At 71.5% G+C, this 14,225-nt stretch carries 10 protein-coding genes; 3 read left to right on the top strand and 7 right to left on the bottom strand.

The genetic code is table 11. From position 1 onward, the window contains the following. Window positions 1-86: 86 nt before the first annotated feature. Complete coding sequence (gene secA / locus HHL19_RS00050) at window positions 87-2,891, bottom strand: preprotein translocase subunit SecA (protein WP_169084258.1); 2,805 nt, start codon at window positions 2,889-2,891, stop codon at window positions 87-89. Between the two features lie 238 nt (window positions 2,892-3,129). Here secA and HHL19_RS00045 point away from each other — a divergent pair, with 238 nt between their 5' ends. Both HHL19_RS00045 and HHL19_RS00040 read left to right on the top strand, forming a co-directional pair. Beyond that, window positions 3,130-3,768, top strand: coding sequence for a GNAT family N-acetyltransferase (locus HHL19_RS00045; RefSeq protein WP_169084256.1), 639 nt, complete (start codon window positions 3,130-3,132; stop codon window positions 3,766-3,768). Between the two features lie 9 nt (window positions 3,769-3,777). Beyond that, window positions 3,778-4,992: a crosslink repair DNA glycosylase YcaQ family protein gene (locus HHL19_RS00040; RefSeq protein ID WP_169084253.1), complete on the top strand. Its 1,215-nt coding sequence runs from the start codon at window positions 3,778-3,780 to the stop codon at window positions 4,990-4,992. 20 nt (window positions 4,993-5,012) lie between these two features. On the opposite strand, the gene HHL19_RS00035 is transcribed toward HHL19_RS00040, so the two are convergent. The 6 genes from HHL19_RS00035 to mtrA all read right to left on the bottom strand — a co-directional run bounded on the left by HHL19_RS00035 (window position 5,013) and on the right by mtrA (window position 12,535). Continuing rightward, a complete protein-coding gene (locus HHL19_RS00035) occupies window positions 5,013-5,777 on the bottom strand; it encodes a response regulator transcription factor (protein WP_169084251.1) in 765 nt (254 codons plus the stop codon). 201 nt (window positions 5,778-5,978) lie between these two features. Then, complete coding sequence (raiA, locus tag HHL19_RS00030; RefSeq protein WP_169084249.1) at window positions 5,979-6,665, bottom strand: ribosome-associated translation inhibitor RaiA; 687 nt, start codon at window positions 6,663-6,665, stop codon at window positions 5,979-5,981. Between the two features lie 295 nt (window positions 6,666-6,960). Further along, window positions 6,961-7,842, bottom strand: a complete 882-nt coding sequence (locus HHL19_RS00025) for a ComF family protein (RefSeq protein WP_169084246.1) — start codon at window positions 7,840-7,842, stop codon at window positions 6,961-6,963. 119 nt (window positions 7,843-7,961) lie between these two features. Beyond that, the gene (locus HHL19_RS00020; protein ID WP_169086135.1) at window positions 7,962-9,782 is read right to left on the bottom strand and encodes an LpqB family beta-propeller domain-containing protein; all 1,821 of its coding nucleotides are present in this window, start codon (window positions 9,780-9,782) and stop codon (window positions 7,962-7,964) included. A gap of 49 nt (window positions 9,783-9,831) precedes the next feature. Beyond that, window positions 9,832-11,856, bottom strand: a complete 2,025-nt coding sequence (gene mtrB / locus HHL19_RS00015; protein ID WP_169084244.1) for an MtrAB system histidine kinase MtrB — start codon at window positions 11,854-11,856, stop codon at window positions 9,832-9,834. Between the two features lies 1 nt (window position 11,857). Next, complete coding sequence (gene mtrA, locus HHL19_RS00010) at window positions 11,858-12,535, bottom strand: two-component system response regulator MtrA (protein WP_030498730.1); 678 nt, start codon at window positions 12,533-12,535, stop codon at window positions 11,858-11,860. A 331-nt stretch (window positions 12,536-12,866) separates the two neighbouring features. Between mtrA and HHL19_RS00005 the strand changes: the two genes are divergently transcribed. Further along, window positions 12,867-14,030 (top strand): hypothetical protein, encoded by a 1,164-nt coding sequence (locus HHL19_RS00005; protein ID WP_169084243.1) that lies wholly within the window; start codon window positions 12,867-12,869, stop codon window positions 14,028-14,030. Window positions 14,031-14,225: the final 195 nt, after the last annotated feature.

The raw sequence follows: 14,225 nt of genomic DNA, 5'->3' as shown, positions 1-14,225 counted from the left end.
CCGGACGGATCCGGCAGGGCCCTTCGACCGCACTCGACAGGTCACTGCTCAGCGGGTCACCACTCAGCAGGTCACCACTCAGCGGGTCACTTCTTGCGGCGACGCCCGCCCGCGCTCTTCTGCGCCTTGCGGCGCTCCGCCCGCGTCAGCCCGTCGCCCGCGTCCTCGCCGTCCGACTCGAAGTCGCCCTCGACGACACCCCCGTCACCGTCCACCGACGGCGCCGAGAAGTGCAGCCGGTCCGGCCGCTGCGGGGCGTCCAGGCCCTTCGCGCGGATCTCCGGACGGCCACCCGCCGGCACCGCCTCGCCCTTGTCCAGGGACGGCGCGCCCGCCTGCACCGGAACCTCCTCGACCTGCTGCTCGACCTGGACCTCCAGGTTGAACAGGTAGCCGACGGACTCCTCCTTGATGCCCTCCATCATGGCGGTGAACATGTCGAAGCCCTCGCGCTGGTACTCGACCAGCGGGTCCTTCTGCGCCATCGCCCGCAGGCCGATGCCCTCCTGGAGGTAGTCCATCTCGTAGAGGTGCTCGCGCCACTTGCGGTCCAGGACCGACAGCACGACCCGGCGCTCCAGCTCGCGCATGATCTCCGAGCCGAGCTGCGCCTCCCGCGCCTCGTACTGGGCGTGGATGTCGTCCTTGATGGACTCGGCGATGAACTCCGCGGTGATGCCCGCGCGGTCGCCCGCCGCGTCCTCCAGCTCCTCGACCGTCACCTTCACCGGGTAGAGCTGCTTGAACGCGCCCCACAGCCGGTCCAGGTCCCACTCCTCCGCGAAGCCCTCGGCGGTCTCCTGACGGATGTAGTCGTCGATGGTGTCGTCCATGAAGTGGCGGATCTGCTCGTGCAGGTCCTCGCCCTCCAGGACGCGCCGGCGCTCGCCGTAGATGACCTCGCGCTGACGGTTCAGCACCTCGTCGTACTTCAGGACGTTCTTGCGCGTCTCGAAGTTCTGCGTCTCGACCTGCGACTGCGCGGAGGCGATCGCCCGGGTGACCATCTTGTTCTCGATCGGCACGTCGTCCGGCACGTTGGCCATCGCCATGACGCGCTCGACCATCTGCGCCTTGAAGAGCCGCATCAGGTCGTCGCCCAGCGACAGGTAGAAGCGGGACTCGCCCGGGTCGCCCTGACGGCCGGAACGACCGCGCAGCTGGTTGTCGATACGCCGCGACTCGTGGCGCTCGGTGCCCAGGACGTAGAGGCCGCCGAGCTCCTTGACCTCCTCGAACTCCGCCTTCACGGCCTTCTCGGCGCGCTCCAGGGCACCGGGGAGGGCCGCGGCCCACTCCTCGACGTGCTCGACCGGGTCCAGACCCGCCTGCCGCAGCTCCGCCTCGGCCAGGTCGTCCGGGTTGCCGCCCAGCTTGATGTCGGTACCGCGGCCGGCCATGTTCGTGGCGACGGTGACCGCGCCCCGGCGGCCGGCCTGGGCGACGATCGTGGCCTCGCGCTCGTGGTGCTTGGCGTTCAGCACCTCGTGCGGCACACCGCGCTTCGACAGCTGCTGCGAGAGGTACTCGGACTTCTCGACGGACGTGGTGCCGACGAGGACCGGCTGGCCCTTCTCGTGCTTCTCCACGATGTCGTCGACGACCGCCGCGAACTTCGCGACCTCGGTCCGGTAGATCAGGTCGGACTGGTCCTTGCGCTGCATCGGCTTGTTCGTCGGGATCGGGACGACGCCGAGCTTGTAGATCTGGTGGAACTCGGCCGCCTCGGTCATCGCCGTACCGGTCATGCCGGACAGCTTGTCGTAGAGGCGGAAGAAGTTCTGGAGGGTGATCGTGGCGAGCGTCTGGTTCTCGTCCTTGATCTGCACGCCCTCCTTGGCCTCGATGGCCTGGTGCATGCCCTCGTTGTAACGGCGGCCGGCGAGGATACGGCCGGTGTGCTCGTCGACGATCATGACCTCGCCGTCGATGACGACGTAGTCCTTGTCCTTCTTGAACAGTTCCTTCGCCTTGATGGCGTTGTTCAGGTAACCGACGAGCGGGGTGTTCACCGACTCGTACAGGTTGTCGATGCCCAGCCAGTCCTCGACCTTGGCGACACCGGCCTCGTGGATGGCGACCGTGCGCTTCTTCTCGTCGACCTCGTAGTCGCCGGTCTCCTCGATGCCCTTCAGCGGGTTGCCGGGCTCGCCCTTCGTGAGGCGGGTGACCAGCTTCGCGAAGTCGCCGTACCACTTGGTGGCCTGGTCGGCCGGGCCGGAGATGATCAGCGGCGTACGGGCCTCGTCGACGAGGATCGAGTCGACCTCGTCCACGCACGCGAAGTTGTGGCCGCGCTGCACCAGCTCGTCCTTCGACCACGCCATGTTGTCGCGCAGGTAGTCGAAGCCGAACTCGTTGTTCGTGCCGTACGTGATGTCGCAGGCGTACTGCTCACGGCGCTGCGCCGGCGTCATGTTGGCGAGGATGCAGCCGACCTGGAGACCCAGGAACTTGTGGACCCTGCCCATCATCTCGGAGTCGCGCTCGGCCAGGTAGTCGTTCACCGTGATCAGGTGCACGCCCTTGCCGGACAGCGCGTTCAGATACGCCGGAAGCGTGCCGACGAGGGTCTTGCCCTCACCGGTCTTCATCTCGGCCACGTAGCCGAGGTGCAGCGCGGCACCGCCCATCAGCTGGACGTCGTAGTGACGCTGGCCCAGGACGCGCTTGGCGGCCTCACGGACGGTGGCGAAGGCCTCCGGCAGCAGGTCGTCGAGGCTCTCGCCGTCGGCGTACCGCTGCTTGTACTCCTCCGTGAGCGCCCGCAGGTCGGCGTCGGAGAGGTTGACGAAGTCCTCTTCGATGGAGTTGACCTGGTCCGCGATGCGGTGCAGTTTGCGCAGGATCTTGCCTTCGCCTGCACGCATGAGCTTGTTGAAGACGGACACTGAGGCTGGTCTCCTTGCCGGTCGGGCCTGGCACTGGGTCTTGTACGGACACGAGCGCGGGCACGGCAGGTGGTCCCCACCGCAACGGCCATCGTAAGCGAGACCACCCTCGCGGAGGGAGGCCCGCATCGCCGCCACCGCACGTCCGCCCGCAAAGAGAACGCACAAGGTGGTCGGAAGGTGCCGCGCCATCCGAAAAGTGTTCGCTTCCGCCCCGCCCGGTCCTCACAATCCGGGCATGGATCCCATCACGCTCACCAGCGACCGCCTCCGGCTGCGCGGATTCGTCCCCGAGGACGAGGACATCGTGTACGCCCACTGCCAGGACCCCGCCATCCGCCGCTGGACGACCGTCCCGGACCCGTACCCCCGCGAGGCCGCCACCTTCTTCCTCACCCGGCTCGTCCCCGACGGCTGGCGCGACGACTCCGACTACAGCTTCGCCGTCGAGCCGCTGGAGGGCGGCCCGCTCTTCGCCGCCGTCGGCCTCCACAACCGCGGCAACGGCGTCTGGGAGGTCGGCTTCTGGCTGGCCCCCGGCCACCGCGGCCAGGGCTATATGACCGAGGTCGTCCGCACCGTCGCCCACTGGGCCTTCACCGGCCTCGGCTGCGTCCGCCTCATCTGGCGCGCCGAGGTCGGCAACACCGCCTCCCGCGCCGTCGCCGAACGCGTCGGCTTCGCCCTGGAGGGCGTCCAGCGCGCCGGCCTCCTCCACAACGGCACCCTCAGGGACGCCTGGACCGGCGCCCTGCTCCCCTCCGACTTCGGCCTCCCCAGCCCCGTCCCGTACCTCCCGCCCCGCGAGGCACCCCCCGCCGTGGCCCCCCGCCCGACCACCCCGGACACCCCCGGCGCTGTCGGTCCCGGGGCCTAGGGTTTCCCCATGACGACCGTGCCGAAGACCGTGCCGAAGACCGCCCCGCCGACCTCTCCGAAGCCCGCTCCGAAGCCCACCGCCGCCCTCTCCGCCACCGAGGCGCGCAGGATCGCCCTGCGCGCCCAGGGCTTCCTCGGCGCCCCCGACCGCAAGGCCGGCGTCCGCGGCGTACTCCGTCACCTCGGCCAGGTCCAGCTGGACACCATCTCGGTCCTCGCCCGCTCGCACGAACTCATCCCCTACGCCCGCCTCGGCGCCGTCGGACGGACCACCGTCGAGGAGGCGTACTGGTCCGACGGCCACGCCTTCGAGTACTGGTCGCACGCCGCCTGCGTCCTGCCCGTCGAGGAGTGGCCGCTCTTCGCCTTCCGCCGCCGCGCCTACCGCGCCCGCCCGCACTGGTACCACGAGCTGCCCGAGGGCGCCTACGCCAAGGTCGTCGACCAGCTGCGGTCCGAGGGCCCGCGGACCGCGACCGAGCTCGGCGGCGCCAAGAACAAGGGCGAGTGGTGGGACTGGTCCGACACGAAGATCGCCGTCGAGCGGGCGCTGATGTACGGCGACGTCGTCGTCACCGAGCGGCGCGGCTGGAAGCGCGTGTACGACCTCGCCGAGCGCGCGATCCCGGAGCCGCTGCGCCACGACGACCTCGACGACACCGAGTGCGTACGGCGCCTCGTACGGCAGGCGGGCGAGGCGCTCGGCGTCGGCACGCGCGCGGACATCGCCGACTACCACCGGCTGAAGGCCGAGCAGTTCGACGCCGTGGTCGCCGACTCCGGTCTGGTGCCGGTCGAGGTGGAGGGCTGGGGGAAGCCGGCCTGGGCGGACCCGGCGGCCCTCGCCGCCCCGCCGCGCGGCCGCCACCGCACGACGCTCCTCTCCCCCTTCGACTCCCTCATCTGGGAGCGGGCGCGCACCGAGCGGATCTTCGGCTTCACCCACCGCCTGGAGGCCTATGTGCCGAAGCCGAAGCGGGTGCACGGATACTTCGCGATGCCGGTCCTCGCCGGCGGCCGCCTCGTCGGCCGCGTGGACCCGGCCCGCGAGGGCCGCACCCTCGTCGGCAGGCAGGTCTCCCTGGAGGGCCCCAAGGCCGTGGAACCGGTCGCCCAGGCCCTCCGCGAGGCCGCCGCCTGGGTCGGCTGCGACACGGTACGCGTCGAGCGCCTGGACCCGCCGGAACTCACCCCGGCCCTGGTCAAGGCCCTGAACGCCTAGGACCCACCTCCGGATCCGGCCTAGCGGATCTCCAGGATCTTCTCCCGCATCGCGTACACCACGGCCTCCATGCGGGAGTGGAGCTGGAGCTTCTCCAGGATGTTCCGCACGTGGTTCTTCACGGTGTTCTCGGAGATGAACAGCTCCTTGGCGATGTCCCGGTTGTTCATGCCGGTCGCGACCAGCTTCAGTACCTCCAGCTCGCGGTCGGTGAGCCGGGGGGCCGGCACCAGCCGGCGCTCGTCGGTGCGCTGGATCATCGACTTGAACTCGGTGAGGAGCTTCGAGGCCATCGACGGGCTGATCTGGGACTGCCCGTCGGCCACGGCACGGATCGCCGTCGCGACCTCGTCCGTGGAGATCTCCTTGAGCAGGTAGCCCGTCGCGCCCGCCTTGATCGCGTCGTACAGGTCCGCCTCCTCGTCGCTGATCGTCAACATGATGATCTTCGCGCTGGGGGCGACCTCCTTGATGGACGTGCACGCCTCGATGCCGCCGCGCCGGGGCATCCGTACATCCATCAGGACGATGTCCGGCAGCAGATCCGCCGCCTTGTCGACCGCCTCCGCCCCGTCACCCGCCTCGCCGACGACCTGGATGTCCTCCTCCTGCGCGAGGACGATCTCCAGCCCCCGCCGGAACAGCGCGTGGTCGTCCACGACGAGGACCCGGATCGGCTCCCGGCGATAGACGTCGGCGGCCGAATCCGCTCCTTCCGGAACACCCTCATGGGCGAGCGCACCGCGCTCGTGCCCGCCGAGCACCGGGCCGAAGCTGTCTGCCATCGTTCCTCCCCCTGAAGGCCGTGGCCTGAATTCGTTTCCGGTCCTCCAACCACTGCCCAGGAAGCACCGGTTGGCGTGCACGCCATGATTTCATGCCCGGACGGCCCCGGGGTGTCCCCAGTACCGCACAGGGGTGCCCCTGGGGGCGCGAGGGGCGCTCCAGGGGCACCGAAAGAGACGGTCAATCAGCCGTTCGACGGGTCAGCCGCCGAGCGCGCCGCCCGCTCCGCCGCTGTTCTCGGCGAGCGGGTCGTTCTCCAGGTGGATGACGCCGTAGTCGTAGGCGTGGCGCCGGTAGACGACGCTCGGCTGCTTGGTCTCGGCGTCGACGAAGAGATAGAAGTCGTGCCCGACCAGTTCCATCTCGTAGAGGGCCTGGTCGAGTCCCATCGCGGCGGCCCGGTGCGTCTTCTCGCGGACCACGAGCGGACCTTCGCCCTGGACCTCGATCGAACCCATCATCGTGGTGGGCACGGCACCGGCGGTCTCGTCGGCCACGAGCTCTCCCTGCCCGTTCAGCTGCGCCGCACCGGGGACGACGTCGCCGACCTCGGCCGCGGACAGCCGTCCGTTGCCCCTGCGGGTGTAACGCTTGTCGTGCTGCTTGCGGAGCCTGGCCTCCAGCTTGTCGCTGGCCAGGTCGAGGGCCGCGTACGGGTCGCCGGCCGACGCTTCCGCCCGGATGACCGGGCCTCGGGAGTGGAGGGTGATCTCCACGCGGTCGGACCTGTCGGCCTGCCGCGGGTTGGGCTCCTTGGACACCTCGACGTCGAGGCTGATCACCTTGCCGTCGAGCTTCTGGATCTTCTCCAGCTTCAGCTTCTCGGCCACGTGCTTGCGGAACCGCTCGGGCACCTCGGTCTTGCGGCCCTTGACGACGATGTCCACGCAGAACTCCGTTCCCGGATCGCCCGCCCGGCTCCTAGGCCGGCGGGCATCTCCCTTTGCACCAGCTCCGGCGGTTTCACCGGAGCTCGGACTTGGCGACTTCGACCTCCTCCTCCCCAGCCGACAAGATCGCCACCCCGTCGACGGGAGGTTAATTCGCCTTTAACTCCTGTCCTGTGCGCAACCATGTAGACGTTGAGGGGACCGGGCTTTCGCCCGCCCCTCACAACCGAACATAGCCCCTTCGGACGGGTGTCGGCACCCGCTGCCGCGACTTACCTCCATTCGGAGGCTTTCACCTCTCACCACCTGCAACGATCCAAGTTCCTGGCGAGTTCCGGTTTATTTCGAACGAGGCGGGAGATGATGCGATCACAGCCGCCACCCGCTGTTCGAATTCATGCTGCGCGAAATCACTTCCGGATCTTTCCGCCGCCCCGGAGGGGAACGCGGGAGTGAACGCGGGATGGACGAATCCGGGGCCCACGCCCCCGCCGCCCCCGCCCTCACCCCCCACCCTGCCCGGGACCCCGGCCCCGACCGCACGCGCCGCCTCCGCGAGCGTCGCCCCGGTCGTCATCAGGTCGTCCACGAGGACCACCCGTCCGGCCGCCAGGAGCCGCGCACCGCCCGGCACCACCTCCAGCGCCCCCGCCAGGTTCAGCCGCCGCCCGCGCGCCCCGAGCCCTGCCTGGTCCGCCACGGCCCGCCGCTGCCGCAGCACCGGCACCACCCGCGCCGGCCGCCCCGCCCGCCGCAGCCGCGCCGCCGCGGCCAGCGCCACCCGCCGCGTCGGATCGTGCCCCCGTGCCCGCACCGAGCCCCGCGAGGACGGCACCGGCACCAGGAGCAGCGGACGGCCCCCGACACCGCCCACGGCCCCCACAACCCCCTCCACGGCCCGCGCGAGCGCCCCGCCCAGCGGCCCCGCAAGCCCCAGCGCCCCCCGCTCCTTGTGCGCGATCAGCAACGCCCGCACCGCACCCTCGTACGGCAGGGCGGCGTGCACCAGGGGCAGCCCCTCGGGCTCCGGCAGGGGGGACACCCGCCCACCCCCTCCCCCCTCCCCCGCCAGCTCCCCCGCGCACCCCGCGCACAGGGCCGTCCTGGCGGCCCCGCAGCCTTCGCAGGTGCTCGGCAGCACCAGTCCGGAGATCTCGCGCCACCAGCCCCGCATGGCTCCACTGTGGCGGGAAGGGGCGGGGGGTGCCACCCCTGTGGAAAACCCCCTGTGGACAACGGTGGAGGGGGCGGTGCCTGCCGGCACCGCCCCCTCCACCGTTGTCTCCGTCCGGGCTATCCGGGGAAGACCGGCGCGCTGCCCGACTTCACCATCGGCTGCCAGTTCGCGCCGGGCATCAGCCGCACGATGCCGTCGTTGCCGGAGGCGGCGACGAGCGGCTCGGTCTCCCGGTGGGGCGCGGCGACGGAGCTGACGCCGTTGAGGCCGGGGAGCACGGAGCTGGCGGAGGTGGAGCCGTCGGTCTGGAGGAAGCGGATCTGCTGGACGCCGCCGGCCTCGCGGCCGACGACGACGAGCCGGCTCGGGCCCGCCCAGGAGACGGACGAGACCGACTCCATGCGCGGCGCGGCGGGCTGGAGGTCGACCACGGACACGATCTGCTGGTCCCCGCCGTCCTGGCGCTCGATCCGGCCGATCTGGAGGGTGGTGCGCCCGTCGCGGGTGATGAGGAGCGCGATCCGCACCCCGTCGGCCGAGACGCGCAGCGACTCGACCCGGGTGTCCTCGTTCAGCCACGGCGTGCGGACCTCGAACCACTTGCCGGTGCCGTCGGGCACGACCACGAGCCGCTGGTGGCCCTTGGCACGGTCGGCGACCCACAGGTCGCCCCGGCGGCCGTCCCAGCTGGGCTGCGAGAGCCCGTTGCGGGCCGCCGCCGGGCCCACGGCGGCGCTCTTGAAGACGGGCGGCAGCTGCTCCTGCTCGGTGGTGATGGAGGAGACGTACATCGAGGTGCCGTCCTCGGACACGCCGGCCGCCCGCGTCTCGCCTCGGGCCACGGCGACGGAGCCCAGCGGCACCGCACCCTTGCCGAACGGGCCGGGCACGGGGATCGGCGGGACGCCGTCCTTCCTGCCGGAGGCGAGCGCGATCATCCGGCCGTCGTCGTCGACGAAGTACGGCGTCTCGGGCTGCCCCGAGTCCCTGACCGCCTGGAACTCCTCGGCCTGCCCCATCCCGAGCCGGCAGACGGCGCCGCCGCCGTCGGCCTGGAGCTCGACCTGGTCGACCCGTACGGAGGGCAGGTCGCCGAGCGTGACGAGCATCTGGGCCGCCAGCCGCCGGCACACCTCGCCGCCGAACCGGTCGGCCTTCACGTTGAGCGGCACCTTGAGCGTGAACTGGTCGTCGGTCGTCAGCGTGGTGACGTCCGCGTCCAGCTCCGTCCCGGACGGGAAGGGCGCGTCGACGGCCGGCCGCAGCCAGTGCGTCGGGCCTTCCAGGAGCGCCTTCACGGTCTGCGTCACGGGGTCCATACGGGTGATGGGGTCCTGGCGCTGCCGGATGTAGACGGGGTCGGCGACCAGCCAGTCCTCGCCGGAGGCGAAGTAGTACTTGTTGACCGAGCGGTAGTTCCGCAGGAAGTCGGCCTCGCCGAGGACCAGGCCGGGCGGCAGGCCGTCGATCCGCCACTCCTTGCCCTTGCCGTCGGCCGCGGCCTCCTGCACGACGTGGATGGCCTGCGTGTACTCGACGGGGCTGTTCGGCTGGTACGCGTGCCGGGCGTCCACGGTCGCGATCTTCCGCCCGAAGATCGAGTACGCGCGCCCCTGGCTCTCGGGGTCGGCGTTGCGGTCGGCGCCCTTGCGGTCGGGCGCGGTGGCGAGCACGGTGATGCTCTGCTCCGGCTTCCAGCTGTTGGCCGCGTGCGCGGTCAGGTACTTGCGGGCGGTGGCGAACCCGGGGTCGTCACTGGTCATGGCCTCCAGGAAGCCGTCGACGATCTCGTCCGGGTTCGCGTTCTCCCGGGGGGCGACCGCGTAGACCCGCACCTGCGAGTCCCCGGGGTTGGCCCCTCGGACGGGCTGGACGTCGCCGCTGTCGGGAATGGTGGCGCAGCCCGTGGCCAGGACTCCGCCGCAGACGGCGAGCACCAGCGCCCGTCCGGCCCGTTCCCGCCCCGCCCGCAGCCGCTTCAGCGCGTCAGCGCTCACGTGTGCCGTCCTCCCGCTCCGCGTTCCCCACCCTGCCCGTACCCGAGCCCGCGCCCGCGCCGGTGCCCTGTTCCGTCTCGGCCGCTGTCCGTGCCACCACCCGGGCGCCGTTGCCGGGCAGCGCCGCCGGGTCGACGGCCGCGCTCGGCGGCGCCGGGATCCTCGGCGGCACACCGGGCAGCGGGGCCCGTTCGCCTACGGGCTGGGCGGGGACGGAGGCGGTACGCCCCGACTCCTGCGCCCGGCCCGCGGCGGCCTGCTCACGGTTGCGCCGGGAGTCCTCGGGCTCCAGCGGTATCGGCGAGCCCCGCAGCGGCTCGTCGGCCGTGCGCGGCAGCGTGAGCCGGAACTGCGAACCGCCGCCGGCCTCGCCCCACGCCTGGAGCCAGCCGCCGTGCAGCCGCGCGTCCTCGACCGCGATGGACAGGCCGAGGCCCGTTCCGCCGGTGGTACGCGCGCGTGCCGGGTCGGCCCGCCAGAACCGGTTGAAGACCCGGGTGGCCTCGCCCGGCTTCAGTCCGACGCCGTAGTCGCGTACGGCGACGGCGACGGCGCCGCCGGCCGCGGCCAGCTTGACGACGACGTCACGGCCCTCGCCGTGCTCGACGGCGTTGACGACGAGGTTGCGCAGCACCCGCTCGACGCGGCGGGCGTCGGCCTCGGCGACGACGGGCTGCTCGTCGCCGACGACGACGATCCGGGTGCCCTTGCGTTCGGCGAGCGGCTCGGCGCCGCCGATGACCCGGCGCACCACCTGCCGCAGGTCGATCGGCTCGGCCTCCAGGGCGGCGGCGCCCGCGTCGAAGCGGCTGATCTCCAGGAGGTCGGCGAGCAGCGACTCGAAGCGGTCGAGCTGGTCGCCGAGGAGTTCGGCGGAGCGCGCGGTGACGGGGTCGAAGTCGACGCGGGCCTCGTGGATGACGTCGGCCGCCATCCGGACGGTGGTCAGCGGGGTCCGCAGCTCGTGCGAGACGTCGGAGACGAACCGCCGCTGCATCCGCGACAGCTCCTCCAGCTGCTGGATCTTGAGCTGGAGGTTGGAGGCCATCTTGTTGAAGGCCTCGCCGAGGCGCGCGATGTCGTCCTCGCCGGTGACCTTCATCCGTTCCTGGAGCCGTCCGGCGGAGAGCCGCTCGGCGATCCCGGCGGCCATCCGTACGGGGGTGACGACCTGCCGCACCACGAACCAGGCGATGGCTCCGAGCAGGACGACGACGAAGAGTCCGGCGGTCGCCAGGGTCGTCTTGACCAGGGTGAGGGAGTCCTCCTCCTGGGTGAGCGGGAAGAGGTAGTAGAGCTCGTACTGCTTGCCCTCGGCGTCGTTGAGCCGCTTGCCGATGACCAGCCCCGGTTCGGACGGCTTGTCGCTGGTGTAGTGGATGCGCCCGAACTTCTGGTACGGCGAGTTGCCCTGCTCCACCTGGCGCCGCAGGTCGGCGGGGACGGACCGCACGGGGTCGACCTCGCCGGAGGCGCGGGCGCCACGGCTCGCGGAGTCGCTGGAGTCCAGCGAGAGCGCCACCACGTTGAACGCGTTCTGCCCGCCGCTGGCGAGCTGCTCGACGAGCGTGGAGCGCCAGTTCACCGAGGATCCGGCGCGTACGCCCTCCTGCCCGGGCGTCGACGGCGTGGTCGCGGCCCGGTCCTGCGCGGCGGAGAACCCGCCGGCGGCCTGGACCTGGGCGGCCTTCTCCTTGGTGTCGAGCAGACCGTTGCGGACCTGTCCGATGACGACGAGGCCGAGCAGCAGCACGACGCCGAGGGACATGAGGAGGGTGCCGGCGACGACCCGCAGCTGGATGTTCCGCCGCCACAGCCGTACCGCCGGAAGCAGCGGACGGCGCACCAGCCGGGCGACGATCCTGAAGACCCTGCCGCCCGGCGTCCCGTCCTGGAGGAGCCGTCCACCGCGCCTGAGGCGGCCGGAACGCGAGCCCCCCCGTCCCGGTCCGGCAGCCCGCCCGGTACGGCCCCCGGCGGCCGGGGACTCCGGAGCAGTACTGCCCTTGCTCATATCAGCTCGGTCCCGCCTTGTAACCGACGCCACGGACGGTCACTACGATCTCCGGCCGCTCCGGGTCCTTCTCGACCTTGGAGCGCAGCCGCTGGACGTGCACGTTCACCAGCCGGGTGTCGGCCGCGTGCCGGTAGCCCCAGACCTGTTCCAGGAGCACCTCGCGGGTGAACACCTGCCACGGCTTGCGGGCCAGCGCCACGAGGAGGTCGAACTCCAGCGGCGTCAGCGCGATCGACTGCCCGTCCCGCTTCACGGAGTGCCCGGCCACGTCGATGACGAGGTCGCCGATGGTGAGCTGCTCCGGCGCGGGCTCCTCGGAGCGCCGCAGCCGCGCCCGGATGCGGGCGACGAGCTCCTTGGGCTTGAACGGCTTGACGATGTAGTCGTCGGCCCCGGACTCCAGGCCCACGACGACGTCGACGGTGTCGCTCTTGGCCGTCAGCATCACGATGGGCACGCCGGACTCGGCCCTGATGAGCCTGCACACCTCGATGCCGTCCCGTCCGGGCAGCATGAGGTCGAGCAGCACCAGGTCCGGCTTGGCCTCCCGGAATGCGGCGAGGGCCTTGTCTCCGTCCGCCACGAACGACGGCTCGAACCCTTCACCCTTGAGCACGATCCCGAGCATCTCGGCCAGTGCGGTGTCGTCGTCGACGACGAGAACGCGTCCCTTCATATCGACATCATCCCATTTCCGTATCAGTCTCAAGGCGGCTGGTGAGATACCTCACTGACCTGCGACAACGTCCCGGTCGGAGTCTCTACTCCGCGTGTCCGAGCGCCCCGCCGCCAGTAACGACTGTCACCCCCGTGCCCCCGTGGTCGCCCAGAACCGTACCCCGCCGGGCCGCGAACGCCCACGTTCGGGACGGTCCTTCCTGCCCGGTCCATGCCGGGGTCCACCGTGACACGATGGCAGCCGGCCCGCCGCCCGACCGTGGACGGCCGCCGTGACCAGGCCGGTTCGCCGACCGGCACCGCGACCCAATCCTTCGAGGTGGACGACCGTGAACGACACTCCGGGCCGGAACACGCCCGGATCCGCCCCTTCCGACGGCCAGGACGGCTCCGCGATCCCCGGGCAGCCCTCCGCGCCCGAACAGGACGCCTCCGGCCCCCAGTGGTCGAAGGACCAGCCGCCCTCGGGCCGCTGGTCGCCGCCTCCGGGCGGCCCGAACCCGCCGCCGACTCCCGGCCGGGCCTGGGGGAACCCGCCCCCGCAGCGCGGCTGGGGCGGCTACGGCGCCCCCGCGGCCCCGAAGCCGGGTGTCATCCCGCTGCGTCCGCTGGGCGTCGGCGAGATCCTCGACGCCGCGGTCGCGACCCTCCGCCGCTACTGGCGTACGGTGCTGGCCGTCACGGTCCCCGTGGCCGTCGTCACCCAGGTCGCCCTGGTGTTCGTGCAGCGCTACCTCTCCGCGGAGTTGCCGGCCCTGCACGCGGACGCGACGCCGACGGAACAGCTGGAGGCGGCTTCCGAGTACCTCCGGGCCTCCTTCACCGAGCTGGCCCCGACGATGCTGGTGTCCGTGGCCGCCTCGGTCTTCACCAGCGCCCTGCTCACCATCGTGGTCAGCCGGGCGATCCTGGGCCGGCCCGTGACGGTCGCCGAGGCCTGGCGGGAGGCGAGCCCGCGGCTGCCGCAGCTCCTGCTCCTGTCCCTGGCCCTGCCGCTCGGCGCCGGAGCCCTCGCCTTCGTGGCGATGCTGCCGGGCCTGCTGCTCGGCGGTGCGGGCGGTGCGACGCTCGCCTTCCTCGGCGGCACGGCGGCCTTCGTCGCCATCGTCTGGCTCCTGATCCGCTTCGGCCTGGCGTCCCCGGCCCTCATGCTGGAGCGTCAGGGCATCGTCGCGGCGCTGAAGCGCTCGGCGAAGCTCGTCGACGGCTCCTGGTGGCGGATCTTCGGCATCACGCTGCTGACCCAGCTCCTCATCATGATCTTCACGATGATCCTGACGCTCCCGTTCACGGCGATCGCCTTCGCCCTCGACGGCGGCTTCGAGCTGACGTGGACGTACCTCTCCGTCATGGCCGTCGGCGGAATCATCACCAGCTCCCTCACGTACCCGATCGCGGCCGGCGTCTCCGTCTTCCTCTACGTCGACCAGCGCATCCGCCGCGAGGCCCTGGACCTGGAACTCACCAAGGCCGCAACCGGCACCGACAACTGACCCACCACCACGCCGGCCCCCGTCCCCTCGGTCCTGAGGAGACGGGGGCCGCCGCATGGGTGGGTCCTGCCGTGAACGCAGAAAAGCCCCGCACCATAAGGTGCGGGGCTTCCCCACAATGATTGTTCGGCGGCGTCCTACTCTCCCACAGGGTCCCCCCTGCAGTACCATCGGCGCTGAAAGGCTTAGCTTCCG

Source organism: Streptomyces sp. R302 (assembly GCF_012927245.1).
Taxonomy (GTDB): Bacteria; Actinomycetota; Actinomycetes; order Streptomycetales; family Streptomycetaceae; genus Streptomyces.
Note: the sequence above shows the minus strand (reverse complement) of the source record. Positions and strands in the feature narration are given on the sequence as shown.

Bases quoted from the DNA above. Each gene is read 5' to 3' on its own strand.
- HHL19_RS00025 (WP_169084246.1), bottom strand. From the start codon at position 7,842: ATGCGGGGCTGGTGGCGCGAGATCTCCGGACTGGTGCTGCCGAGCACC.
- mtrA (WP_030498730.1), bottom strand. From the start codon at position 12,535: ATGAAGGGACGCGTTCTCGTCGTCGACGACGACACCGCACTGGCCGAG.
- mtrB (WP_169084244.1), bottom strand. From the start codon at position 11,856: ATGAGCAAGGGCAGTACTGCTCCGGAGTCCCCGGCCGCCGGGGGCCGT.
- HHL19_RS00035 (WP_169084251.1), bottom strand. From the start codon at position 5,777: ATGGCAGACAGCTTCGGCCCGGTGCTCGGCGGGCACGAGCGCGGTGCG.
- HHL19_RS00040 (WP_169084253.1), top strand. From the start codon at position 3,778: ATGACGACCGTGCCGAAGACCGTGCCGAAGACCGCCCCGCCGACCTCT.
- HHL19_RS00045 (WP_169084256.1), top strand. From the start codon at position 3,130: ATGGATCCCATCACGCTCACCAGCGACCGCCTCCGGCTGCGCGGATTC.